The sequence below is a fragment of the Streptomyces sp. NPDC033216 genome (assembly GCF_055577115.1).
Genome location: NZ_JBVIQK010000005.1, coordinates 201,524 through 225,658 on the forward strand (window position 1 = coordinate 201,524; position 24,135 = coordinate 225,658).

The window sequence follows — 24,135 nt, forward strand, 5'->3', positions numbered from 1 at the left end:
CATCGCCTACGGCATCCAGCTTCCCGTCCAGTCCCAGAGCACGCTCTACGCCGAGCCCTGGGAGAGGGGCGCCGGCCCCGAGGACCTGAGAGCCGTCGCGCGGGCCGCCGAGGCGGCCGGATTCGCGTACGTCGCCTGCTGCGACCATGTCGCCGTCCCGCGCCGGCTCGCGGCCGCGATGAGCACGGTCTGGTACGACCCCGTCGCCACCCTCGCCTTCCTCGCCGCCGCGACCGAGCGCGTACGGCTGCTCAGCCACGTCGCCGTGGTCGCCCTGCGCCACCCCCTCCTCACCGCCAAGCAGTACGCGACCCTCGACCACCTCAGCGGGGGCCGGCTGATCCTCGGGGTGGGCGCCGGGCACGTGCCGGAGGAGTTCGAGGCGCTCGGCGTGGACTTCGGGCGGCGCGGCGCCCTCCTCGACGAGACGATCGACGCCCTGCGCGCCGCGCTCGGCCCCGAGGAGTTCCCCGCCCACCACGGCGAGGCCTACGACTTCGAGGACCTCGGGCAACGGCCCCGACCCGCCCAGACCCGCGTCCCCATCTGGGTGGGGGGATCCTCGCCCGCCGCCGTGCGCCGGGCGGCTCTCAAGGGCGACGGCTGGCTCCCCCAGGGCGACCCCCGGGACCGGCTCCCCGCGCAGATCGACCGCATCGGACGCCTGCGCGGGGACACCCCCCTCACCATCGGCGCCCTCACCGAACCCCTCTATGTCGGCACCCCCGCCTGGGACGTCGGCCGCCGCACCCTGCACGGCGCCCCGGAGTCGATCGCCGAGTCACTACGGGCCTACCGGGCGATGGGGGTGCACCAGATCCAGGTCCGCCTCCGCTCCCGCAGCCGCGCCGAACTCACGGACCAGATGGCCGCCTTCGGGGCCGACGTCGCCCCCCGCCTCTGAGGAGAACCCATGGGCAAGCTCGACGGACGCGTCGTCCTCGTCACCGGGGCGGCGCGAGGTCAGGGCGAACAGGAGGCGCGCCTGTTCGCCGAGGAGGGCGCGCGGGTCGTCGTGGCCGACGTCCTCGACGAGCGGGGCACGGCCCTCGCCGAGGAGATCGGGGCGCTCTACGTCCACCTCGACGTCGCAGAGGAGGCACAGTGGCGGGAAGCGGTGGAAGCGGCCGAGCAGGCGTACGGTCGCCTCGACGGGCTGGTCAACAACGCCGGCATCCTGCGCTTCAACGCCCTCACCGACACGCCCCTCGACGAGTTCATGCAGGTCGTGCGGGTCAATCAGGTCGGCTGCTTCCTCGGGATCAGGACGGCCGCCCCGGCGCTGGCCGACGGCGGCACGATCGTCAACACGGCCTCGTACACGGGCCTGACGGGCATGGCGGCGGTCGGGGCGTACGCGGCGAGCAAGCACGCGATCGTCGGACTCACCCGCGTCGCGGCCCTGGAACTCGCGCCTCGCGGGATCCGGGTCAACGCCGTGTGCCCCGGCGCGATCGACACCGCGATGTCCAACCCGGCCGCGCTGGACCCGACGGTGGACGCCGAGGAGACCGCCAAGGCCCTGGACGGGCTGTATCGCAAGCTGGTGCCGCTGGGCCGGATCGGCCGCCCCGAGGAGGTGGCCAGGCTGGCGCTGTTCCTCACCTCGGACGACTCCTCCTACATCACCGGGCAGCCGTTCGTGATCGACGGCGGATGGCTGGCGGGAGTCGCCGTTGTCTGACGGACCGTCAGCTATTGACGGTACCTGCGCCCGGTGCCACAGTCGGCGGCAACCGCTTCATCTGACGATGCATCAGAACATCCTCGTCCGGCCGGCACGACCACCTGACTCGGGACGGTGAACCCCCATGGAATTCGGGCTCTTTGTACAGGGATACGTCGGCAAGCGAGCCGAGACCGACCCGCTCGCCGAGCACAAGGCACTGATGGAGGAGACCGAGTACGTCATCCAGGCCGACCGGTCCGGCTTCAAGTACGCCTGGGCGTCCGAGCACCACTTCCTGGAGGAGTACTCCCACCTCTCCGCCAACGACGTCTTCCTCGGCTACCTCGCCCACGCCACCGAGCGCATCCACCTCGGCTCCGGCATCTTCAATCCGCTCGCGCAGGTCAACCATCCGGTGAAGGTCGCCGAGAAGGTCGCCATGCTCGACCATCTCAGCGGCAACCGCTTCGAGTTCGGGTCCGGACGGGGCGCCGGCTCGCACGAGATCCTCGGCTTCCTCCCCGGCATCACCGACATGAACCACACGAAGGAGATCTGGGAGGAGACCATCGCCGAGTTCCCCAAGATGTGGCTCCAGGACGAGTACGAGGGCTTCCAGGGCAAGCACTGGCAGCTCCCGCCCAGGAAGATCCTTCCCAAGCCGTACGGCGGCTCCCACCCCGCGATGTGGTACGCCGCCGGGTCGCCGCCGTCGTACGCGATGGCCGCCCGCAAGGGGCTCGGGGTGCTGGGGTTCAGCATCCAGAAGGTCGCCGACATGGAGTGGGTGCTGGAGCAGTACAAGACGGCGATCGTGAACGCCGAGCCGATCGGCGACTTCGTCAACGACAACGTGATGGTGACGACCACGGCGATCTGCGCGCCGACCCACGACGAGGCCATCCGGATCGCGGTCGGCGGCGGGCTGCACTACCTGCCGTCGCTGGTGTTCCGGTACCACGACACGTTCCCTCGCCCCGAGGGGTTCCCCGAGTGGCCGGAGACACTGCCGGAGTACACCCCCGAGTTCGTCGAACTCCTCGTCGAGGAGGAACTGCTGGTCTGCGGGGACCCCGACGAGGTGCTGCGGCAATGCAAGCGCTGGGAGCAGGCCGGGGCCGACCAGCTGAGTTTCGGCCTTCCCGTGGGGGTGCCGAAGGAGGAGACGCTTCAGACGATCCGGCTGATCGGGGAGCACGTGATTCCGAAGATCGATACGGACCCCGTGCACCGGACCACGCGGTTCCGCAGGGCCGGCTGAGCCTGTCGGCGGCTGCGGGACCGGATGCGGTCGGCCACGCGGTTCCCCGCGCCCCTTCGGGCGCCCTCCACACCGGACGCCCCAGGAGGCACCCCCATGCTCGACCACCTCATCACAAGCGCGACCGTCGTCGACGGGAGCGGGGCGCCGGGGCGTGTCGCCGACGTCGGTGTCCGCGACGGTCGCATCGCCGCCGTAGGGAAGATCACCGAGGCGGCGCGCACGGTCGAGGACGCCGCCGGGCTCGTCCTCGCGCCCGGCTTCGTCGATCCGCACACGCACTACGACGCCCAGCTGTTCTGGGACCCCTACGCCACCCCGTCCCTCAACCACGGGGTGACGACGGTCGCCGCCGGCAACTGCGGCTTCACCCTCGCCCCGCTCAACCCCGCCCGCCCCGAGGACGCCGACTACACGCGCCGGATGCTGTCCAAGGTCGAGGGCATGTCGCTGGTCGCGCTGGAGGAGGGGGCACCCTGGAACTGGCATTCGTTCGGGGAGTACCTGGACGCCCTGGAGGGGCGGATCGCCGTCAACGCCGGCTTCATGGTGGGGCACTGCGCGCTGCGGCGGTACGTGATGGGGCCGGACGCGGTGGGTGGGCGGCCGAGCGAGGAGCAGCTCGCGCGGATCGTGGGGCTGCTGCACGAGGCGATGGACGCGGGCGCCTGGGGATTCTCCACCACCCAGTCCTCCACCCACTCCGACGGCGACGGAGCGCCGGTCGCCTCCCGGCACGCGCGCCCCGAGGAACTGCTGGCGCTCGCGAAGGCCGTCGGCGAACACGAGGGCACGCAGATCGAGGCGATCGTCGCGGGCTGCCTCGACCAGTTCAGCGACGCGGAGATCGACCTGCTCGTGGAGATGAGCGCGGCGGCCGGACGCCCCCTGAACTGGAACGTCCTCACCGTCGACGCGGCCGTCCCGGAGCGGGTGCCGAGGCAGCTCACGGTGAGCGAGCGGGCGCGGAAGGCGGGCGGCAGGGTGGTCGCCCTGACCATGCCGATCCTCACGCCGATGAACATGTCCCTGGGCACCTTCTGCGCCCTGAACCTGATCCCCGGCTGGGGACCCGTCCTCGGCCTCCCGGTCCCGGAGCGCATCGCGCGCCTGCGCGACCCTCGGGTACGGGCGGAGCTGCTCGGGCACGCCGACTCCAAGGAGGCGGGCGTGTTCCGGCGGCTGGCGAACTTCGGCCGGTACGTCATCGGCGACACGTACAGCGAGGCGAACCGCGGCCTGTCGGGCCGGGTCGTCGAGGACATCGCGGCCGAACGCGGTCAGGACCCCTTCGCCTGCCTGGTGGAGATCTGCGCGGCCGACGAGCTGCGTACGGTCCTGTGGCCCATGCCGACGGACAACGACCCCGCGTCCTGGGCGCTGCGGGCCGAGACCTGGCGGCACGAGGACGTGCTGCTCGGCGGCTCCGACGCCGGCGCGCATCTGGACCGCATGTGCGGGGCGCCGTACACCACCCGGTTCCTCGGGGACTGTCTGCGCGGGCGCAAGCTGGTCGGGCTGGAGCAGGCGGTGAAGATGCTGGCGGACGATCCGGCGCGGCTGTTCGGGCTGCGCGGACGCGGCCGGATCGAGGAGGGCTTCCACGCCGACCTCGTGCTGTTCGACCCGGAGCGGATCGAGGCGGGCCCGGCGACCCTCGTGCACGATCTGCCGGGGGGCAGCCCGCGGCTGGACTCCAAGGCGCTCGGGGTGCGGGCGGTGTGGGTCAACGGGGTGGCGGCCATCCGGGACGACGCGGTGACGGGTGCCGTACCGGGGAGGGTGCTGCGCTCGGGGCGGGACACGCGGACGGTGGGCACCCGGTGAACCAGCGGCTGTTCGTCGGCGGCCGGTGGGTCGAGCCGGACGGCGGTCACCACGAGGTGACCGATCCGGCGACCGAGGAGACCGTCGGGTGGGCGCCCGAGGCCTCGCGGGACCAGGCGCTCGCCGCCTGCGCCGCGGCCCGCGAGGCCTTCGGCCCGTGGTCGCGCACGGCGCCCGGTGAGCGTGCCGCGGTGCTGGCGCGGGCCGCGGACGTCATCCGCGGCCACCTCCTGCCGTACGCCGAACTCGCGCAGGCCGAGACCGGCGCGACGACGGCGACCGCGCGGGGGATGCAAGTGGGGGTCGGCGCCGCCCGTTTCCGGCGGTACGCGCGCGTGGAGCCCGCCGAGTGGGCGATCGAACCACAGATCAACGAGGCGGGCCCGATGGGGAAGGCGGGCGTGATGGGGGCGCTGGCCGTCCGCCAGCCCGTCGGTGTGGTCGCCTGCATCACGTCGTACAACAACCCGTGGGCGAATCCGGCGGGCAAGATCGCCCCGGCGCTCGCCATGGGCAACACCGTCGTCGTCAAACCCGCTCCGCAGGACCCCCTGTCCGTCTACCGGATGGCGGAGGCGCTGGAGGCGGCGGGCGTACCGCGCGGGGTCGTCAACGTGGTCTCCGGCCGCTCGGTGGAGGTGGGGGAGACGGTGGTGGCCTCCCCGGACGTCGACATGGTCAGTTTCACCGGCTCCACGGCCGTCGGACTGCGCATCGCCGAGGTGTGCGGCCGGTCGATGAAACGCCGGCTGATGGAACTCGGCGGCAAGGGCGCGGCCCTGGTCATGGACGACGCCGACGTCAGCTCGGCCGTGGCCGGCATCGGGACGACCTTCTCCTTCTACAGCGGCCAGATCTGCACCGCCCCGACCCGCGTACTGGCCCAACGGGGTGTGTACGACCGTCTCGTGGAGGGCCTGACGGCGTACGCCCGCCGCCTGAGGGTCGGCGACCCGCGGGACCCGGACACGGTGGTCGGGCCGCTGATCTCGGCGGCGCACCGGGACCGGGTGGAGTCGTACGTGGAACTGGGGCGCGAGGAGGGCGCGGTGGTGATGACGGGTGGCCGACGCCCGTCGCTGGACCGGGGTTTCCATGTCTCCCCGACCCTCCTCGCCGACTGCACGAACGACATGCGGGTGGCCCGCGAGGAGATCTTCGGCCCGGTCGTCGTCGTCATCCCCTTCGACGAGGAGGAGGAAGGCCTGGCCCTGGCCAACGACAGCGACTACGGCCTCATCGACTACGTCTGGTCCCGTGACACCGCGAGAGCCTTCCGCCTCGCCCGCCGCCTCCGCGCGGGAGGCGTCGGCATCAACACGGTCGGCCGCAACATGGAGGCCCCGTTCGGCGGCTTCAAGCGGAGCGGGGTGGGCCGGGACGTCGGCTCGTACGCCCTGCACGCGTACAGCGAGGTGCAGTCGATCGTGTGGCCGGGGTAGACGGGCCCGACGGTCACTGCCCCGGCCACGGCCTGGGGTCGCGGCCGCCGACTTCCCGGTCGGGCACGGCTCGAAGCCCGGTCCCGACCGCCTCCGTGACCGGCTCCTCCACCGTCGTCATGCCGTCGTCCCACGGCCCCCCAGGGCTTCTGTACGGCGATCACGCGTCGCCCGGCCGGTCCCCTGGCCCTGATCAGCCGTCCAGATCCACCCGCACCGTCAGCAGATGCGTCCCGAAGGTCCGCACACCCACGCTGTTGAGCCGCGGCAGGCCGCGCAGGCGCGCCACCGGGTCGTCGTCGGGCAGCAGGTGCGCCGTGCCCGTGTGCCATCGCCCCCTGATCCGCACCCGCACCCGCGGATCCGCCTTGATGTTGCGCACGTACTGGGCCCGCTCCCCGAACTCCGCCACCAGCCAGAAGGAGTCACCGACCCGCCGTCCCCCGAGCGGCGTCTGCCGGGGCAGCCCGGAGACCCGGCCGGTGGTCTCGAGGACCGTCTGGAGGGGGAAGCGGCGGAGGAGGGGGTTGATCCGGCGCTGGAAGGCCGTCGCGGCGCGGAAGCGGAGGTCGGTGAGGCGGGACATCGGCCGTGCGACTCCTTCACACAAGGGACTCGGACTGTCGCTTCCATGGTCCCGACGCGCACGTGACGAAGGCGGGCGGGCCTGGGACGCGGGTCGCCCGCCGCCGCGGTGCGGCGGGGCAGGAGACCCCTCCCCCGCCCCGCCGCGGAGAAACACCACCATTCAATGCCGACCAGTCGGTATGGACACCGGCTCCGTCTCCCGGTACAGATGAGGACGTCACTCGCGGCGAGGGAACCGCACACCCGCGAAAGCCGCACAGCCCCAGAGCCGCCCGCGTCGAAAGGCCCCCATGCGCATCGCCGTCACCATCTTCCTCACCGACGGGACGATCACCCCCACCCGCCTGGCCCGCGAGCTGGAGCAGCGCGGCTTCGCCGGGCTCTACCTGCCCGAACACACGCACATCCCCGTCGAGCGGACCAGCCCGTACCCCGCGGGCGGCGACCTGCCCCCCGAGTACGGCCGCACCCTCGACCCCTTCGTCGCCCTCGGTCAGGCGGCGGCCGTGACGGAGCGCCTCGGCCTCGGCACCGGGATCACCCTCGTCGCCCAGCACGACCCGATCGACCTCGCCAAGCAGATCGCGACCCTGGACCACCTCTCCGGCGGCCGCTTCACCCTCGGCCTCGGCTTCGGCTGGAACGTGGAGGAGGCCGCCGACCACGGGGTGCAGTGGCGTACCCGCCGCGAGCTGGTCCGTGACCGGATGGCGTTGATGCGGGCCCTGTGGAGCGAGGAACCCACCGCCTACGAGGGTGAGTTCGCCAGTGTGCGGGCGAGCGAGGCCCATCCCAAGCCCGTGCAGAAGCCCCGTGGCCCGGTCGTCGGCCCCCGCACCCTTGTCGGGGGCGCCGCCGGCCCGAAACTGTTCGCGCACATCTGCGAGTACGCCGACGGCTGGCTGCCCATCGGCGGGCGCGGCCTGTCCGAGTCGCTGCCCGCCCTGCGCGCGGTGTGGGCGGACGCGGGCCGCGACCCGGCGGCCCTCCAGGTCGTGCCGTACGCCGTCCACCCGTCGCCGGGCAAGCTCGCGCACTACGCCGAGCTGGGCATCGAGGAGGTCGTGGTGCAACTGCCGCCCGCCGGGGAGGCGGACGTGCTCAAGGCCCTCGACGCGTACGCCCCCTACCTGCCCGGCGCCGCGGACCGTCAGTGACACCGTGCGCCCGGCCCGCGGTGATCCCGCACCCGGCCACCGGTGACCTCCCGGCCACCGGTGACCTCCCGGCCACCGGTGACCTCCCGGCCACCGGTGACCTCCCGGCCACCGGTGACCTCCCGGCCACCGGTGCCTCGGTGCCCCCGGCCACCTGCCCCGGCCACCGGCCGCACCGTGCGACGCCCGCCCCCGAGGGCCGATCCCGGCGTCCCGGCCGGACCTGATCAGCGCGAACGTATGCTCAGGGGATGACGACTTCCGCGACCTCCGGAACCGGACCCACCGAGAACTCGCTGCGTCGCGCCCTCAAACGTGCCCGGGACGGCGTCGCCCTCGACGTCGTCGAGGCGGCGGTCCTGCTCCAGGCCCGTGGCGAGCACCTCGTCGACCTGGCCGCGTCCGCCGCGCGGGTGCGGGACGCGGGCCTGGAGGCCGCCGGGCGTCCCGGCGTCATCACGTACTCGAAGAGCGTCTTCGTCCCGCTGACCCGGCTGTGCCGGGACAAGTGCCACTACTGCACGTTCGTCACCGTCCCCGGCAAGCTGCGGCGCGCCGGGCACGGGATGTTCATGTCCCCGGACGAGGTGCTCGACATCGCCCGCAAGGGCGCGGCCCTCGGCTGCAAGGAAGCGCTGATCACCCTCGGCGACAAGCCCGAGGACCGCTGGCCGGAGGCGCGCGAGTGGCTCGACGCGCACGGCTACGACGACACCATCGCCTACGTCCGCGCCGTCTCCATCCGCATCCTGGAGGAGACGGGTCTGCTCCCGCACCTCAATCCGGGCGTCATGACCTGGACGGACTTCCAACGACTCAAGCCGGTCGCCCCGTCGATGGGCATGATGCTGGAGACGACCGCGACCCGGCTGTGGTCCGAGCCCGGCGGCCCGCACTTCGGCTCCCCGGACAAGGACCCGGCCGTACGGCTGCGGGTCCTGGAGGACGCGGGCCGCTCGTCGGTCCCCTTCACCTCGGGCATCCTGATCGGCATCGGGGAGACGTACGAGGAGCGCGCGGAGTCGCTGTTCGCACTCCGCAAGGTCGCCCGCGCCTACCACGGCGTCCAGGAACTGATCATCCAGAACTTCCGGGCCAAGCCGGACACGGCGATGCGCGGCATGCCGGACGCCGAACTCGACGAACTGGTGGCGACGGTGGCCGTCGCCCGCCACATCATGGGTCCGAGCGCCTGCCTCCAGGCCCCGCCCAACCTGGTCGACAGCGAGTACGAGCGGCTCATCGGCGCCGGTATCGACGACTGGGGCGGGGTGTCCCCGCTCACCATCGACCACGTCAACCCCGAACGCCCCTGGCCGCAGATCGACGAACTCGCGCAACGGTCGGCGGCAGCCGGCTTCGAGATGCGGGAACGGCTGTGCGTGTACCCGGAGTTCGTGCGGCGCGGTGAGCCCTGGCTGGACCCGCGCCTGCTGCCGCACGTGCGCGCGCTCGCCGACCCCGAGACCGGCCTGGCCGTGCCGGACGCGGCCGTCGAGGGCCGCCCGTGGCAGGAACCCGAGGAGGTCTTCGAGGCCGCCGGCCGTACGGATCTGCACCGGACCATCGACACCGACGGCCGTACGTCCGACCGACGTGACGACTTCGACGAGGTGTACGGCGACTGGGGCGCCCTGCGGGAGGCCGCCGCGCCCGGCATGGCACCGGAGCGCATCGACACGGACGTACGGCAGGCGCTCGCGACGGCGGCCGACGACCCGACGAGGCTGACGGACGACGAGGCGCTGGCGCTGCTGCACGCCGACGGGCCCGCGCTCGACGCCCTCTGCCGCGTCGCCGACGACGTCCGCCGGTCGACGGTCGGCGACGACGTCACCTACATCGTCACGCGGAACATCAACTTCACCAACGTCTGCTACACCGGCTGCCGGTTCTGCGCCTTCGCGCAGCGCCGCACCGACGCCGACGCCTACACGCTCTCCCTCGACCAGGTGGCCGACCGGGCCCAACAGGCCTGGGAGGTGGGCGCGGTCGAGGTCTGCATGCAGGGCGGCATCCACCCGGACCTGCCCGGCACGGCGTACTTCGACATCGCGAAGGCGGTGAAGGAGCGGGTGCCGGGCATGCACGTGCACGCCTTCTCGCCCATGGAGGTCGTCAACGGCGCCACCCGCACCGGGATGTCCGTCCGCGAGTGGCTCATCGCCGCCAAGGAGGCCGGGCTCGGCTCGATCCCCGGCACGGCGGCGGAGATCCTCGACGACGAGGTCCGCTGGGTCCTCACCAAGGGCAAGCTGCCGACGGCGACCTGGATCGAGGTCGTCACCACGGCCCACGAACTGGGCATCCGCTCGTCGTCGACGATGATGTACGGCCATGTCGACCAGCCCCGGCACTGGCTCGGCCACCTGCGGACCCTCGCCGGGATCCAGCAACGCACCGGCGGCTTCACGGAGTTCGTCACCCTCCCGTTCATCCACACCAACGCGCCGGTGTACCTGGCGGGCATCGCGCGGCCGGGTCCGACCATGCGGGACAACCGCGCGGTCACGGCGATGGCCCGCCTCCTGCTCCACCCGCACATCCCCAACATCCAGACGAGCTGGGTGAAGCTGGGCACCGAGGGTGCGGCGGAGATGCTCCGATCCGGGGCGAACGACCTCGGCGGCACCCTGATGGAGGAGACGATCTCCCGCATGGCGGGCTCCTCCTACGGCTCCTACAAGTCGGTCAAGGACCTGGTCGCGGTCGCCGACGCGGCCGGCCGTCCGGCGAGGCCCCGCACGACCCTGTACGGCGAGGTACCCGAGGAGCGTCAGCGGGCCGCCGCGGCGTCCGACGGCCACCTGCCGGACCTGCTGCCGGTGCTGGACTGAGGGCCGGGGGACGGGGAGCCTCGCAGTACGATGATCGGGCTCCCGGTGGCGGGAGCCCGAAACTGAGGAGATGCGTGCCCGTGCCTGCCCGACGGCTTCCTTCGTGGGCCTGGGTCACCGGTCTGACGGCCGGCGCGATCGTCGTGGTCGGCGCCCTGACGGTGCAGGCCGACAAGGGCCCGCACCCGACGGCGACCGCGGTGAAGCCGTCCGCGTCGGCCTCCGCGGACGCCAAGCCCTCGGCCTCCCCCTCCCCGACCCCCGAGGCCGCGCCCGTCCCCGACGGCTCGGGCACGGGCCGCCGTATCGTCTACTCCCTGGGGCAGGACCGGGTCTGGCTGGTCGACGCCGACGACGCGGCCCGCCGCACCTTCACGGTCTGGCCGGGAGCCGTGGACCCGGCGTCCGGGAGCTACACGGTGTCCCTGCGCAAGGACGCCACCACCGGCTCCGACGGCGTGGCGATCGAGCACATCATCTACTTCTCCGCGAAGTCCGGCGTCGACATCGCCTTCTCCAACGCGGTCGACGGCTCCTCCCCGGCCCCCGCCCCCGGCACCCGGACCGGCGGCATCCGCATGCCGAAGGCGGACGGCGCGGCCCTGTGGGCGTTCGGCGCGACGGGCACCGACGTCCGGGTCGTCGAGTAGCCGGGCGGTCAGCCCTCGCCGTCGACCGGCAGATACTGCGCGAGCAGCACGACCCCGCTGAACACGAACACCCGCGTCGCCGCGTCCAGCCCGTTCCAGTCCTGCGACTGCCACATCGCGAACCACTCCCCGCCGATCGCGATGAACCCGCCTCCGAACAGCAGCATCACCATCAGCAGCCCGTACGTGGACACCTGCCGGGCCCTGCCGAGCTCCCGCCGCGCCCAGAACCACGTCCCGGCGCTCAACACCAGCGCGGCGACGGTCTCCCAGACGATGATCAGCACGTAGGCGGCGTCCTGGAGACCCTTCCCGGTGATCGCCCGCCACATCAGATCGTCGTCCTTGAACGTCGTGTCCATCGCCAGCACATGCCGCACGAACTGCTGGTTGGTCCCGAAGTCGGTGATGTTCCCGAAGGCCACCAACGCCATGTAGAGCGCGACGGAGGCGGTGAGGAGGGTGACGGCGAGACGGAGGGCGCGTGAGGTGGGGGTGGAGGTCATGGCTGCCATGGGGGAGGTCTGCCCGGAAAGGGCCGCTGACATGTCCACGGCCCCCAATCTCCCGGCCCCGGTCGATTACAGTGGCGAACGTCGTACGTACGGACGGTGCCCGGGAGGTCTAGGTGGGTGCGACAGGCGGGGCCGTCTGGGGGCGTACCGAGCAGCAGGACTTCCGCAGCCGGGTGCGCGGCACCCTGCTCGGCGCGGCCGTGGGGGACGCCCTCGGAGCGGCCGTCGACCGGCTGGCGCTGGAGGAGATACGGCAGGCGCACGGCCCCGAGGGGCTCGTCGACCTGGCGCCCGTCCACGGACGGCGCGGTGCCGTCACGCATCTCACCCAGCTGACCCTGTTCAGCGTGGACGGGCTGATCCGGGCCCAGGTGCGGCGGGACACCGGCGCCTGGCATCCGCCGACCGATCTGCACCGGGCGTACCTGAGATGGGCCGCAACCCAGCGCGACTGGGGGCCCGACCTGCGCCGCGAGGACGACGGCTGGCTGGCCCGCGAGGAGTGGCTGTACGTCCGCCGCGATCCCGCCCGCGTCCTGCTGCTCGGCTTCGGCGACGACGTCATGGGCACCCTCGACGCGCCCAAGAGCCCCGGCGCCGACGGTCCCGAGGCCACCGTCCGCTCGGCGCCCTTCGGACTGCTCGTCGGCTGGGAGCCGCAACTGGTGGCGCAACTGGCCGTGGAGTGCGCGACGCAGAGCCACGGGCACCCCAGCGGCTACCTCGCCGCGGGCGCGTACGCGCTGACCGTGCACGCGCTGGCCCGCGGTGACAGCCTCGACGGCGCGGTGCGGCGGGCACTCGCGCTGCTGTCCGCCCGGCCGGGACACGAACCGGTGTCGCGGGCGTTGCGGCACGCACTGGACGCGGTTCGGCAGGGCACGCCCGGCCCGGCGCGGGTGGAGGAGCTGGCCGGGGCCGGGACGGCCCAGACCGTGCTGGCGGCGGCCGTCTACTGCGCCCTGGTCGCCGAGGACGTACGGCACGGGCTGCGGCTCGCCGTCAATCACGGCGCCCCGTCGGCCGCGACCGGCGCCCTGACCGGCGGTCTGCTCGGGGCCCTGCACGGCGAGACGGCCCTCCCGCCGGCCTGGCTGGCCGAGCTGGAGGGCCGTCCCACGATCCTGGAACTGGCGGACGACTTCGCGATGGAGATGACGCAGGGGCCCGCCCTGCACACCCCGGCGGCCGCGTCCCCGGGCTGGCTCGCCCGGTACCCGCGGGGCGCCTAGCCCGGGTGCCGGGCGCCGGAGGGGGGCCCAGCCCGGGTGCCCGGCGCCGGCGCCGGGAGTCCTAGTCCTTCACCGGCGCGGGTACCGCGTCCCGCGGCTCGGGGATCTCGGCCGCGGCCGACGCCGCCCCGCCGCCCCCGTCGGTGTTGATCCGCTCGATGATCGCGAGCCGTTCCGGGGTGTCCTCGGGCTTGAGGAAGCCGACCAGGACGTAGAGGACCAGGGAGACGGCGAGCGGCACGGACACCTGGTACTGGAGCGGGACACCGCCCTCGACGTTCCAGTTGATCGGGTAGTTGACCAGCCAGAAGGCCAGCAGGCCCATCGACCAGCTCACCAGTGCCGCCGTCGGTCCCGAACGCCGGAACGGCCGCAGCAGACCGAGCATCATCGGGATCGCCATCGGGCCCATCAGTCCGGCCACCCACTTGATGACGACCGTGATGATGTCCTTGAACGCGGGCGAGTTGACCTGCGTGGCCGCCGCCATGGACAGACCGAGGAAGACGACCGTCGCCACGCGGGCCGCGATCAGCCCCGACCGCTGGTTCCAGGCACGTGCCCGCGCCGAGACCACCGGCGCGCAGTCACGGGTGAAGACGGCGGCGATGGCGTTGGCGTCGGAGGAGCACATCGCCATCGTGTGGGAGAAGAACCCGACGATGACCAGGCCCAGGAGGCCGTGCGGCAGCAGCTGTTCGGTCATCAGGCCGTAGGAGTCGGAGCCGTCCGGCTTCTGCGACTCGACCAGCAGCGGGGACATCCACATCGGGTAGAAGAGCACCAGTGGCCACACCAGCCACAGCACCGCCGACAACCGCGCCGACCGCTCGGCCTCCTTAGGGGTGGCGGTGGCCATGTACCGCTGGGCCTGGTTGAGCATGCCGCCGTTGTACTCGAACAGCTTGATGAACAGGAACGCGAGCAGGAACACGGTGCCGTACGGTCCCACCAGCGGCTTCCCGTGGCCCTGGAGCGCCGGCTCGTCCCACGCGCCGAGGAAGCCGATGTCGCGGTCGGCGAGTTCCATCACCACGGCGATGAACATCGCCACACCGGCCAGGAGTTGGATGATGAACTGCCCCAACTCGGTCAGGGCGTCGGCCCACAGTCCACCGATCGTGCAGTAGACGGCCGTGATGGCGCCGGTGATGAGGATGCCCTGGTTCAGCGAGATGCCGGTGAACACGGACAACAGGGTGGCGATCGCCGCCCACTTGGCGCCCACGTCCACGATCTTCAGCAGCATCCCGGACCAGGCCAGCGCCTGCTGCGTCTTGAGGTCGTACCGGTTCTTCAGGTACTCCAGCGGGGAGGCCACGTGCAGCCGTGAGCGCAGCCGGTTGATGCGGGGCGCGAACAGCTTGGAGCCGATCGCGATGCCGAGAGCGATCGGGAAGGACCAGGTGATGAACGAGGTGACGCCGTAGGTGTAGGCGATGCCGGCGTAACCGGTGAACATGACCGCGCTGTAGCCCGACATGTGGTGCGAGATGCCCGACAGCCACCACGGCATCTTGCCGCCGGCCGTGAAGAAGTCGCTGACGTCGTCGACCCGTTTGTGGGACCAGACACCGATGGCGACCATCACGCCGAAATAGCCGATGAGCACGGCCCAGTCGAGACCGTTCATGTGCGTCCTCCCAGGGTTCGACCCGGCGCTCATCGTGGGCGCTGACGCATGAACACGACAAGGCGACGTATGGTCAAAGGGAGGTAAAATCATTCGGTATGGTGGCCTCGGTTCATCTACATGAACTCAACGCATCAGCTCTCCGGCGTTGACCAGCAGTGACTGGCCGGTGATCGCCCGAGCCCGGTCCGACGCCAGGAACACCACCGCGTCCGCGACATCTCCGTCCGTGGCCAGCTCCGGCAGCGCCATCCGCTCCGCGAGCCGCCCCAGCACGGCCTCCTCCGTCACCTCCTCCGCCGCCGCCGTGAACCGGACGTACGCCCGCACCGGCGGCCCCCACATCCACCCGGGCAGCACGGTGTTCACCCGGATCCGCCGCGGCCCCAACTCCCGCGCCAGCGAGTACATCGCGCTGGTCAACGCCCCCTTCGACGCCGCGTACGCCGCCTGCCGCACCTGCGTCGGAGCCGCCACCGACGACTGCGTCCCGATGAACACCACCGCCCCGCCCCGCTCCTTCAGCCCGCCCAGACAGGCGCGCGTCATCCGCAGTGAGCCCAGCAGGTTCACCTCGAGCACCGACCACCAGGTGTCGAAGTCCGCGTCCTCCAACCCGCCGAAGTACGAGTCCCAGGCGGCGACGTGCACCACCGCGTCGATCCCCCCGAACCGCTCCCGCGCCAGCCCCGCCAGGGCCCCGCACTGCCCCTCGTCCGTGATGTCCGTCGCCCGGTACGCCGTGTGCGTCCCGGCCGGATCGATCGCGGCCGCGCTCTTCGCCAGGTTCTCCTCCGTCCGCGCCCCCAGCACGGCGTTCCCGCCGTCCCGCACGACGGCCGCGGCGACCTGCCGGCCGAGCCCTGCCCCGACTCCCGAGACGACGACGGTCTTGCCGACCAGCAGTGACATGAGGACCCTCCCTGACCCTGGCGCATCAACTGACGGAGCGTCAGAGTATGGGCGACCCACCGGCGAAGGAGAAGAGGAAGGGCAACGCCATGAGCGAGGAGCCCCACAGCGACCCCCGCCCCGACACCCGCAGCGAGACGTACGCCGAACTGGCCGCCGTCGGCCCCTACGGGGTGCACCCGGGCCACGCCCTGATCACCATGGTCGAACCGCACGCCGGCCACGAGTACGCCTACAACCGCTGGTACGAGGACGACCACTACTACGCCGGGGCCATGGCCATGCCCTGGATGTACGCCGGCCGCCGCTGGGTCGCCACCCGCGACCTCCAGCTCCTGCGCCGCCCCGAGAACTCCGCCGTCGCCCGGCCCGTCACCGCCGGCTGCTACCTCTCCACCTACTGGATCACCGACGGCCGCTACGACGACCACATGCGCTGGACGGTCGCCATCAACAAGCGCCTCAACCGGGACGCCCGCGTCCACCGGGCCCGCACCCACGTCTTCACCGCGTTCCAGGACCACGAGACGACCGTGTACCGCGACGGCGCGGCCGGCCCCCGCGACTTCCACGCCCTGGACCACCCCTACGCCGGCCTGGTCCTCCAGGTGATCGACGCCCGGACCGCGGAGCACCGTGCCGACCTGCTGGAGTGGCTGCGCACCCGCCACCTCCCCAGGCTCCTCGCCGGCTCCCCGACCGCCCTCGTCACCGTCTTCCGCCCCACCCCCCTGCCCGGCGACCGCATGACCTACGTCCAGCAGGTCGAGGGCGTCGACACCCGCCTGACCCTGCTCTGGTTCCTGGAGACGGACCCACGCGACTGCTGGGAGAGTCACTTCACCGCCCTGGAGGAGACGGTGACGCGGACGGGCCTCGGACGGGTGGAACTGCTGGCCCCGTTCATCCCGACGGTGCCGGGCACGGACCGGTACGTCGACCGGCTCCGCTGAGCCCGACTACCTCTTCAGCTCGTCCGGACACGGCGTACCCCGCGGCAGCTGGTACGGCGCCGCCAGCCGGTACGTCCCAGCCTCCGGCGCGACCAGCATCGTCCACCTGTCGCCGTCCGCGTCCTCCTCCGTCTCGAAGAGACAGCCGTGGACGTTGTCGTACGCCTTCGGCTCCCCCTCGGCCCGGTCCTCGGACGCCTTCGTCTCCTGCGGAGGCTTCAGGCTCCTGCCCTCCGCGTCGACGATGCTCAGCCACGGCGAGTACGGGATCCGGATCAGGATCCGGCCCGCCTTGCGCACATCGACCGTCATCTCACCCTGCGCCGCCCGCTGCACGACCGCGTTCGGCTCGGCGAGCGGCGCCGGGGCCTTCACCTCGAACAACTGCCAGTTGGCGTCGCCCCAGATCTGCTCCAGGTACGGCAGCCCCCGCTGCACCAGCTCCCGCTCCCGCTGCCCGCCGTCCCCGTCCGGCTCGTCCTTGGGCACGACCACGAAGTGCACGGCCCACCGCTTGAGCCAGTCGTGATAGTTCGCCGAGTTCAGGGTGTCGTCGTAGAAGAGGGGATTGCGCTCCATGTCGGCCTGCCGGTTCCAGCCGCGTGCCAGGTTGAAGTACGGCGCGAGCGCGGAGGCCTCGCGGTGCGAGCGGGCCGGGACGACCTCCACCCGGCCCTTCTCCGCGCCGACCTCCTGCAACTCGTTGACCAGCGGCGCCAGCTCGCGCGCCCAGGACGCGGTCGGAGTCGTCCGGTAGACGTCGTCGACCGACTTGAAGCCGATCCAGCCGACGAAGACGAGCGAGGACACCACGATCGCGTACCACTTGCGGCTGCGCGGCACCGCGAAGGGCAGCGCGGCCATCAGCACCACGCCGGAGAACAGCATGGCGAGCCGGGTGATGTTGGACCCGATCTGCGAACTGATCAGCCAGACCCCGAGCACTCCGAGGCCGTAGACCGCCGCCGTGATCCGTACGGTCTTCCAGTCGTGCGGGACGAGCGCGAAGACGACCGCCGAGAACACCAGCGGCAGCGCCGTCGAACCGAAGGACATCGGCTGCGTGCCGGAGAAGGGGAACGCCCACGCGGACACCGCGACGACCGCGGTCGGAGCCAGCCCGAGCGCCCACGCGCCCGGCCGCCGCTTCTGGAGGAACAGGGCGACCGCGACCAGTCCCAGGAACAGACCCGCCACCGGCGACCCCATCGTGGCGAGCGCGGCGAGCGGAGCCGCGCACAGCGCCTTCGCCCACCGCTTGTAGCGCCAGCGGTGCGGCCAGCAGAACACCACCGCGACCGCGCCGAGCGCGAACATGTTGCCGAGCCCGAACGTCACCCGGCCCGACGCCGCGTTGCACAGCAGCGCGAACACCCCGGCCAGCGCGGGCCACACGGGGTTCTTCACCGGTCGGCAGCGCAGCAGGATCAGCGTCAGCAGCCCCGCGGAGATCGTCCCGGCGATCATCATCGTCGTACGGACACCGAGCACCGACATCAGATACGGCGACACGACGCTGTACGACACCGGGTGCATGCCGCCGTACCAGGCGAGGTTGTACGCGGAGTCGGGGTGCCGACCGACGAACTCGGCCCACGCGTCCTGCGCGGCGAGATCCCCTCCGCTGTTCGCGAACGCGAAGAACCAGGCGAGGTGCAGCACACCGGACAGGGCCGTGACCGAGAGCACGAGGTGCCGGCGGAGCCCGTCGCGCACCCGGTCGGCGACCGCGCTCACGCGGGACTCCCCGGCGGCCGCTTCCCGCTCACCCGCCTCCGGGGCGGACGCGGGAGCGGGGTTGGGGGTTGTGGCCGTGCCGTCGCGGTCGTGGTCACCGGACTGGGGGGCGGGCAGGCGTACCCGCCGGCCGGCGTCCGGGTCCGGACCGGTTCCGTCGGCGCGTGTCGGCTCCGCAGTGGCCACCTGAAGGCACTCCCCGTGTCCCGTCTTCCGCTGGCGGCCGCGTCCCGTTCGCGACCGCTTCACGGCCGCGTCGCCACGACCGCCCACCTGTCCCGTTTCGTGACGCTAGCACGCACCCCGCCGAGCGGCTGCCCGGCGGGGTGCGTCCAGGACGGAGCCCGTGCGGCGGCTCAGCCGATGCGTGTCAGCTTGTCCGAGAAGCCCGGCTCGACCAGGTCCGTCTGAAGCGCGACCGGCACCTTCACGGCACTGCTGGAGCCGTCCCCGACGGTGAGCGTGCCCACCTGGGTGCCGGCCTTCGCGGTGTGCGGCACCTCGTCGGCGGCGAACGACAGCTTCACCGTCATGCCCGCCCAGCCGACCGCGGAGACGTCCTGGGTGATGACCACGGGCGTGTGGCCGCCGAGCTGGTCGTCCACGTACCCGACGACGTCGCCCTTCTTCAGGATCTTCGCCGAGGTGAGCGCGTCCTCGGCGGCGAGCAGCGCCGTCTTGCTCACCGCGTTGACCGTCTCGAGGATGTTCGGCTTGTGCTGGCCGAGGATGGCGCCGACCAGGGTCACCGGCTTCCCGTCGACCTCCTTGCGGGAGGCGAAGAGCAGGTTGCCGCCGGCCGCGCTGGTACTGCCGGTCTTGATGCCGATCGCGCCGATCTCGAACGGCAGCGTGTTGTAGTTGTTCCAGTACTTGCCCGACGGGTCGGTCCAGCTGGCCGCGCCGGAGATGGAGACCAGGGCCGGCACCTTCACGAACGCCCGGCCCAGCTTGACCTGGTCCTCCGCCGTGGAGACGGTGCTCTCCTTGAGGCCCGAGGGGTCGGTGTACGTCGTGTTCGTCATCCCCAGTTCCTTGGCGGTGGCGTTCATCTTCTTCACGAACGCCTCCACCGAGCCCGCGTCCCAGCGCGCGAGCAGCCGCGCGATGTTGTTGGCGGAGGGGATGAGGACCGCCGACAGGGCCTGCTTCTCGGTGAGCTGATCACCGGCCTTGACGGTGTTGAGCGTCGACTCGTCGAGCGTGACGTCGTAGCCGCCCTCCTTCTCCGCCGTCGCGTCGACCTCGATCTTCGGACCTTCCTCCCCGGCCTTCATCGGGTGGTCCTTGAGGATGATGTACGCCGTCATGGTCTTGGCGACCGAGCCGATGGCCACGGGCGTCTGCTTGCCGAAGCCGCCCACCGTGCCGACGCCGTCGGCGTCGATCCAGCCCTGCCCCTCACCCGGCCAGGGCAGCTGCGTCTTCCCGCCCTCGAAGGTGTACGAGTCCTTCGCGGTGAGCGTCAGCGCGGTCGCCGGCAACGGCCGTACGGCCTGCACGATCGCAAAGGCGACCACCAGCAGGATGACCAGCGGCGTCCAGATCTTCAGCCGCCGCGCCAGCGTCCGCAGCGGGGTCGGCGGAGGCGGCGGGGTGTTCGTCAGCTCGGCCAGCAGATCCAGCGGCGGCTTCGGCGGCATCGGCTGCTGGGTCGTCCGCTCGGGCCCGATCTGCGGCACGACGGCGGTGGAGTCGGAGGCGGCGGGCCCGGCCGCGTCGTCCAGCGGCTTGAGCGCGACGAACCTGCTGGTCCGCTCGGCGGCGGCTTCGGGCTCGGACCTGGGGCCCGCGGCCTTCGTGTCGGTTTCCGGTTCGGTGTCCGGGGCCTTGGCGTCGGCTTCTGCTGCGGTGTCCGGGGTCTTGGCCTGCGCGGTCTTCTCGGCCTTGGGGACGTCGCCCAGCTTCAGCATGGTGGTCGGCTGATCGACCGCACGCTCGGCAGGCGGCCGTACGGCCTTGAAGACGGCGGTGGGCTGGTCGACGGGGGAGTCGGGCTCGTCGTCGGCGCCGGCCTTGTCCGCCGCGTCCGGCTTCGGTGCGTCGGCCTCTGCCGGTGCGTCGGCCTCCGTCCCGGTGTCCTGGTCGGCGACGTCCCTCGGGGGCTCGCCGCCCTCGTCGGACGCCTCCTCCTCCGCGCCGTCGGCCCTGTCGGTCTCGGCGGTCGGAGCCGTCCCGGTCGGGTCGCCTCCGGTGCGCTCGGGCGTCGGGGCGGCAGCGGTCGCCGCCGCGGCGGTGCCGAACCGGGGATCCTCGGCCCGAGCGGTCTTGCGGTCCGTGCCGGTCCCGGGCGCGGCGTCGTGATCGGCGGAGGCGGCGTCGGGCTGCTCTCCGTCGTCGCTCTCGTCGCTCCCGCCGGCTGTGTCGGCCGACGGGGCCACCTCGTCCGTGCCGGTCGCGCCGGCGGTGCCGCTACGGCCCGTGGCGCCCTCGGGCGTCTTCTCGCCGCTGGTCGCCCACCTGGGCGTGGGCTTGGACGGGCGCTCGTCGGCGGAGTCCGCACCGTCGCCGGTCGTGGAGTCGTCGCCGGTCGTGGAGTCGTCGGCCGCGGCCGAACCCTCTCCGGACGTCCCGGAACCCTTCGCCGACCCCGCTTCGTCCGACTTCCCGTCCGACTTCCCGTCCGACTCATCGTCCGCCGAGGCCACCCACTGGGCGACAGCCGCCCGCAGCCGATCGTCACCGCCCGCGGCGCCGTCGGCCGCCGCCTCGGCTTCTTCGACGCCCTCCGAGGCCTCAGCACTGCCCTCCGAGGCCTCAGCACTGCCCTCCGAGGCCTCAGCACCGCCCCGCGAGCCTTCAGCGGCCTCCTCCGAGCCCTCGGCGGCCTGCCCGGCCCCCGCCGACTCGTCCGCCGACTCCTGCGCGGCCTCGGCCGAACCCGTGTCCGGCACCTCGTCCGGTTCGCCTTCGTCGGTCGTCGGCTGCCGTACGGAGAACACCCGCGTCGCGGTGTCCACCCCGCCCCGGGACGTGGCCGAGAAGGCCCTGGACGCGCCCTCGTCGTTCCGTTTCACCGCGAGCCGCGGATCGCGTGCCTCGGGAACCGCTCCCGCGCTCCCCGACGTCGGTTCCGCCGACGACTCGCGCTGCTTCGACCTGTCGGGGGACTCGCCCGCCACCGATGCCTCCTCGCTGTGCCGCGCGCCCACCGCGCGCCTGCCGAACCGTGAACCGCCCGCCCGGGACCCGCCTCACGACCGTGTCCGAACCATGTACCAGTGTCCTGTGTAGTGGGCTTGGCTCCAGCGGTAGACGAGAACGACATACCTACTGGTTCCACTACGAACCGGTCACGCACTCTCGACAGATGAATGTGAGAGGGGTCACCCTGTCATTCATCCACGCGGGGAGGCATGGATGGGCAGGAGCCGCAGAACCATTCCGGAAGAGCTTCTTCTGCTGGCATTGGACCCGGCCACGGGTACCACTGCACAGCCGCAGTCGCTCGACCTTGGTCTGGCCGGAGCACAGCTAGTGGAGCTGGCGATGGCCGGACGGATAGCCCCGGACGGGGATCGTATCGCCGTGGTGTCCCCACGGCCGACCGGAGATCCGACTCTGGACTGCGCGTTGGAGTTGCTGCGAAGGCGTGGCGCTCCCGTACGGGCGGTCCACTGGATCGGCGGACCCCGACTGGGGCTCCGTCAGACGTACCTCTCGCATCTGGAGCGGTGCGGCATGGTGCATGCCGTGGCGGGTCAGATGTGCGGAGTGCTGCCGACGACTCGCTACCAGGCGACGGAGACGGCGATCAGCCGGGAGATCAAGGCCCGGCTGGACACGGCCATCCGCACCGGCGTTCCGCCGGACCCGCGGACGGCGGCGCTCGCCGCGCTGGCGCATGCGGTCGGCCTCGGCAAGCACCTGTACCCGGGGAACGAGGGGCGCTCGTCCCGATCCCGGCTACGGGACCTGATCAGACACGACCCCATGGGCGGCCTCGTGGCGCACGCCGTGATGGACGTCCAGAACGGCGCGGTGGTACAGCCGCGTCGCAACCCGGCCCAGACCGCCGGCCGTCAGGCCGGACCGGGAGCCAGGTCCGCTCCGGAACCCGCCCGTGGCGTTCCGGCGCAACCGCACCGAGGTTCCATGGCACGTGTCGTGGCGCACTGAGCAGCGCTACCACGACGCCGCAGCCGTAAGACCGTCAGACCGCAAGACCGCAAGACCCGTTCGGGAGCCGCAGCGTCCGCGCGGGGCGGTGATGCCGTACGTCCCCGTGACGCACGGCCCGCCGCCCCGCGCGCACGCATGTCCGGGGGCCGTGCGGACCGGCTGCCGGGGCGATCGCATATCCCTTGTTTCCCAGCGCTGGAAAGCACCTTGGTGGCAGTCTGCTCAACAGCAGATACGCAAAGTGTCAGTTACAGGCACGCAGTCGGAGGTGCACGTCCCGTGGCGTCGAATGTCAATCCCACCGTCCGGCGGCGCCGGCTGGGTCAGGAGTTGCGCAAGCTCCGCGAGGACAAGGGCATGACGGCCGAGCAGGTGGCCGACCGCCTGCTGGTGTCCCAGTCGAAGATCAGCCGCCTCGAGAACGGCAGACGCAGCATCAGCCAGCGCGATGTGCGCGATCTGTGCGGGGTCTACGAGGTGGAGGACCAGCGCATCGTCGAGTCGCTGATGCAGATGGCCAAGGACTCCCGCCAGCAGGGCTGGTGGCATGCCTTCGGCGACGTCCCCTACAGCGTGTACATCGGCCTGGAGACGGACGCGGCGAGCCTGCGCGTGTACGACCCGCAGGTGGTGCCGGGCCTGTTGCAGACCCGGCAGTACGCCGAGACGCTGATCTCGGGGGCGTTGCCGGAGACCGCGGCGGCCGAGATCGAGAAGCGTGTGCAGGTACGGATGCGCCGGCAGGAACGAATCAGCGCCGAGGAGAACCCGCTGCGCCTGTGGACGGTGATGGACGAGGCGGCGCTGCGCCGGGTCGTCGGCGACAAGTCCCTGATGCGCGACCAGTTGGAGCATCTCGTCGAGCAGTCACTGCTGCCGCACGTCACCGTGCAGGTGATCCCCTTCGAGATGGGCGCGCATCCCGGTCTCAACGGCCAGTACGCGATCCTGGAGTTCCCCGACGCGGCCGACTCCAGCGTCGTCTACATCGAGGGTGTCACGAGCGACCTGTACCTGGAGAAGCCGAACGACGTCCAGAAGTACAGCGTGATGTACGAGCACCTGCGGGCGCAGGCCCTGAACGTGGAGCAGTCCCGCCAGTTCATCGCCGACATCGCCAAGGGGTACACCCTCTAGGGCGCTCTCGGGACCCTCTCGGCAGCGAAAGTGCCGCACGGTACACCGTTACCCGGTCGGCATGGAAGTCCTCCTTGGGATATGCCATCCAGTCGAGTGAATAGTCGCTTCGTACGTCGATGTCGGCGAGTAGCGTCGATCACGCCACCGAGCAAGACCGTTGGCGGAAACCGCGTCGTGGGCCCACAGTCAGGCCCTCCCTGCGGCGACAGCAACTCATCACATCTGGCAATCCGGAGCAAAAATGGCAATTCGTCAGGGCATCACGGACGCGTGGACCAAGTCCTCGTACTCGACGGGCAACGGCGCGTGCGTCGAGATCAAGTCGCCGGTCGTCGCGGCCATGGCCGTACGGGACTCCAAGGTCCAGGACGGGCCCGTGCTGGACTTCCCCGCCGACGCGTGGAACCTCTTCGTGGCATCGGTCAAGGCGTAAGAGGGAGGGTCCTTCCAGATCCTCGGC

The 24,135-nt window shown here is 71.8% G+C and carries 19 protein-coding genes; 13 read left to right on the forward strand and 6 right to left on the reverse strand.

The features are described from left to right. The first annotated feature begins 1 nt into the window (after window position 1). The 5 genes from ACZ5Y0_RS12645 to ACZ5Y0_RS12665 all read left to right on the forward strand — a co-directional run bounded on the left by ACZ5Y0_RS12645 (window position 2) and on the right by ACZ5Y0_RS12665 (window position 6,199). Window positions 2-904, forward strand: coding sequence for a TIGR03619 family F420-dependent LLM class oxidoreductase (locus tag ACZ5Y0_RS12645; protein ID WP_469128877.1), 903 nt, complete (start codon window positions 2-4; stop codon window positions 902-904). Window positions 905-913: 9 nt separating this feature from the next. Further along, window positions 914-1,684 (forward strand): SDR family NAD(P)-dependent oxidoreductase, encoded by a 771-nt coding sequence (locus tag ACZ5Y0_RS12650; protein ID WP_469128638.1) that lies wholly within the window; start codon window positions 914-916, stop codon window positions 1,682-1,684. A 127-nt stretch (window positions 1,685-1,811) separates the two neighbouring features. Next, window positions 1,812-2,930: an LLM class flavin-dependent oxidoreductase gene (locus ACZ5Y0_RS12655; RefSeq protein ID WP_469128639.1), complete on the forward strand. Its 1,119-nt coding sequence runs from the start codon at window positions 1,812-1,814 to the stop codon at window positions 2,928-2,930. A gap of 96 nt (window positions 2,931-3,026) precedes the next feature. Then, on the forward strand, window positions 3,027-4,757 hold the full coding sequence (locus tag ACZ5Y0_RS12660) for an N-acyl-D-amino-acid deacylase family protein (RefSeq protein WP_469128640.1): 1,731 nt from the start codon (window positions 3,027-3,029) through the stop codon (window positions 4,755-4,757). Then, window positions 4,754-6,199 (forward strand): aldehyde dehydrogenase family protein, encoded by a 1,446-nt coding sequence (locus tag ACZ5Y0_RS12665; RefSeq protein ID WP_469128641.1) that lies wholly within the window; start codon window positions 4,754-4,756, stop codon window positions 6,197-6,199. The genes ACZ5Y0_RS12660 and ACZ5Y0_RS12665 overlap by 4 nt, the downstream gene beginning before the upstream one ends. Window positions 6,200-6,392: 193 nt before the next feature. On the opposite strand, the gene ACZ5Y0_RS12670 is transcribed toward ACZ5Y0_RS12665, so the two are convergent. Continuing rightward, window positions 6,393-6,785 (reverse strand): nitroreductase/quinone reductase family protein, encoded by a 393-nt coding sequence (locus ACZ5Y0_RS12670; RefSeq protein ID WP_469128642.1) that lies wholly within the window; start codon window positions 6,783-6,785, stop codon window positions 6,393-6,395. A gap of 292 nt (window positions 6,786-7,077) precedes the next feature. Between ACZ5Y0_RS12670 and ACZ5Y0_RS12675 the strand changes: the two genes are divergently transcribed. From ACZ5Y0_RS12675 to ACZ5Y0_RS12685, 3 genes are all read left to right on the forward strand, one after another. Continuing rightward, window positions 7,078-7,944, forward strand: coding sequence for an LLM class F420-dependent oxidoreductase (locus tag ACZ5Y0_RS12675; protein ID WP_469128643.1), 867 nt, complete (start codon window positions 7,078-7,080; stop codon window positions 7,942-7,944). Window positions 7,945-8,195: 251 nt separating this feature from the next. Then, complete coding sequence (locus tag ACZ5Y0_RS12680) at window positions 8,196-10,781, forward strand: bifunctional FO biosynthesis protein CofGH (RefSeq protein ID WP_469128644.1); 2,586 nt, start codon at window positions 8,196-8,198, stop codon at window positions 10,779-10,781. A 74-nt stretch (window positions 10,782-10,855) separates the two neighbouring features. Next, entirely contained in the window at window positions 10,856-11,431 is a 576-nt protein-coding gene (locus tag ACZ5Y0_RS12685; RefSeq protein ID WP_469128645.1) for a hypothetical protein, read from the forward strand. Window positions 11,432-11,439: 8 nt separating this feature from the next. Here the strand turns inward: ACZ5Y0_RS12685 and ACZ5Y0_RS12690 are convergent, their stop codons facing one another. After that, window positions 11,440-11,937, reverse strand: a complete 498-nt coding sequence (locus ACZ5Y0_RS12690) for a DUF2165 domain-containing protein (RefSeq protein ID WP_469128878.1) — start codon at window positions 11,935-11,937, stop codon at window positions 11,440-11,442. Window positions 11,938-12,059: 122 nt separating this feature from the next. On the opposite strand from ACZ5Y0_RS12690, the gene ACZ5Y0_RS12695 reads away from it, so the two are divergent. Beyond that, a complete protein-coding gene (locus ACZ5Y0_RS12695) occupies window positions 12,060-13,178 on the forward strand; it encodes an ADP-ribosylglycohydrolase family protein (RefSeq protein WP_469128646.1) in 1,119 nt (372 codons plus the stop codon). Window positions 13,179-13,239: 61 nt separating this feature from the next. On the opposite strand, the gene ACZ5Y0_RS12700 is transcribed toward ACZ5Y0_RS12695, so the two are convergent. Beyond that, on the reverse strand, window positions 13,240-14,811 hold the full coding sequence (locus ACZ5Y0_RS12700) for a sodium:solute symporter family protein (protein WP_469128647.1): 1,572 nt from the start codon (window positions 14,809-14,811) through the stop codon (window positions 13,240-13,242). A 126-nt stretch (window positions 14,812-14,937) separates the two neighbouring features. Continuing rightward, the gene (locus tag ACZ5Y0_RS12705; RefSeq protein WP_469128648.1) at window positions 14,938-15,723 is read right to left on the reverse strand and encodes an SDR family oxidoreductase; all 786 of its coding nucleotides are present in this window, start codon (window positions 15,721-15,723) and stop codon (window positions 14,938-14,940) included. Window positions 15,724-15,812: 89 nt separating this feature from the next. Here ACZ5Y0_RS12705 and ACZ5Y0_RS12710 point away from each other — a divergent pair, with 89 nt between their 5' ends. Continuing rightward, window positions 15,813-16,676 (forward strand): hypothetical protein, encoded by an 864-nt coding sequence (locus tag ACZ5Y0_RS12710; protein ID WP_469128649.1) that lies wholly within the window; start codon window positions 15,813-15,815, stop codon window positions 16,674-16,676. 6 nt (window positions 16,677-16,682) lie between these two features. Here the strand turns inward: ACZ5Y0_RS12710 and ACZ5Y0_RS12715 are convergent, their stop codons facing one another. Both ACZ5Y0_RS12715 and ACZ5Y0_RS12720 read right to left on the reverse strand, forming a co-directional pair. Then, entirely contained in the window at window positions 16,683-18,599 is a 1,917-nt protein-coding gene (locus ACZ5Y0_RS12715) for an MFS transporter (RefSeq protein WP_469128650.1), read from the reverse strand. Window positions 18,600-18,769: 170 nt separating this feature from the next. After that, on the reverse strand, window positions 18,770-21,535 hold the full coding sequence (locus ACZ5Y0_RS12720) for a D-alanyl-D-alanine carboxypeptidase (protein ID WP_469128651.1): 2,766 nt from the start codon (window positions 21,533-21,535) through the stop codon (window positions 18,770-18,772). A gap of 238 nt (window positions 21,536-21,773) precedes the next feature. Here ACZ5Y0_RS12720 and ACZ5Y0_RS12725 point away from each other — a divergent pair, with 238 nt between their 5' ends. From ACZ5Y0_RS12725 to ACZ5Y0_RS12735, 3 genes are all read left to right on the forward strand, one after another. Further along, window positions 21,774-22,532 (forward strand): GOLPH3/VPS74 family protein, encoded by a 759-nt coding sequence (locus ACZ5Y0_RS12725; protein WP_469128652.1) that lies wholly within the window; start codon window positions 21,774-21,776, stop codon window positions 22,530-22,532. A gap of 282 nt (window positions 22,533-22,814) precedes the next feature. Continuing rightward, the gene (locus tag ACZ5Y0_RS12730; protein ID WP_469128653.1) at window positions 22,815-23,672 is read left to right on the forward strand and encodes a helix-turn-helix domain-containing protein; all 858 of its coding nucleotides are present in this window, start codon (window positions 22,815-22,817) and stop codon (window positions 23,670-23,672) included. 244 nt (window positions 23,673-23,916) lie between these two features. Beyond that, on the forward strand, window positions 23,917-24,108 hold the full coding sequence (locus ACZ5Y0_RS12735) for a DUF397 domain-containing protein (protein WP_356565176.1): 192 nt from the start codon (window positions 23,917-23,919) through the stop codon (window positions 24,106-24,108). The last annotated feature ends 27 nt before the right edge of the window (window positions 24,109-24,135 follow it).

What these genes read in the sequence shown, in the direction of transcription:
- ACZ5Y0_RS12650 (WP_469128638.1), top strand. Translation starts at nt 914, where the DNA reads ATGGGCAAGCTCGACGGACGCGTCGTCCTCGTCACCGGGGCGGCGCGA.
- ACZ5Y0_RS12655 (WP_469128639.1), top strand. Translation starts at nt 1,812, where the DNA reads ATGGAATTCGGGCTCTTTGTACAGGGATACGTCGGCAAGCGAGCCGAG.
- ACZ5Y0_RS12660 (WP_469128640.1), top strand. Translation starts at nt 3,027, where the DNA reads ATGCTCGACCACCTCATCACAAGCGCGACCGTCGTCGACGGGAGCGGG.
- ACZ5Y0_RS12670 (WP_469128642.1), bottom strand. Translation starts at nt 6,785, where the DNA reads ATGTCCCGCCTCACCGACCTCCGCTTCCGCGCCGCGACGGCCTTCCAG.
- ACZ5Y0_RS12675 (WP_469128643.1), top strand. Translation starts at nt 7,078, where the DNA reads ATGCGCATCGCCGTCACCATCTTCCTCACCGACGGGACGATCACCCCC.
- ACZ5Y0_RS12680 (WP_469128644.1), top strand. Translation starts at nt 8,196, where the DNA reads ATGACGACTTCCGCGACCTCCGGAACCGGACCCACCGAGAACTCGCTG.
- ACZ5Y0_RS12690 (WP_469128878.1), bottom strand. Translation starts at nt 11,937, where the DNA reads ATGACCTCCACCCCCACCTCACGCGCCCTCCGTCTCGCCGTCACCCTC.
- ACZ5Y0_RS12700 (WP_469128647.1), bottom strand. Translation starts at nt 14,811, where the DNA reads ATGAACGGTCTCGACTGGGCCGTGCTCATCGGCTATTTCGGCGTGATG.
- ACZ5Y0_RS12705 (WP_469128648.1), bottom strand. Translation starts at nt 15,723, where the DNA reads ATGTCACTGCTGGTCGGCAAGACCGTCGTCGTCTCGGGAGTCGGGGCA.
- ACZ5Y0_RS12710 (WP_469128649.1), top strand. Translation starts at nt 15,813, where the DNA reads ATGAGCGAGGAGCCCCACAGCGACCCCCGCCCCGACACCCGCAGCGAG.
- ACZ5Y0_RS12725 (WP_469128652.1), top strand. Translation starts at nt 21,774, where the DNA reads ATGGGCAGGAGCCGCAGAACCATTCCGGAAGAGCTTCTTCTGCTGGCA.
- ACZ5Y0_RS12735 (WP_356565176.1), top strand. Translation starts at nt 23,917, where the DNA reads ATGGCAATTCGTCAGGGCATCACGGACGCGTGGACCAAGTCCTCGTAC.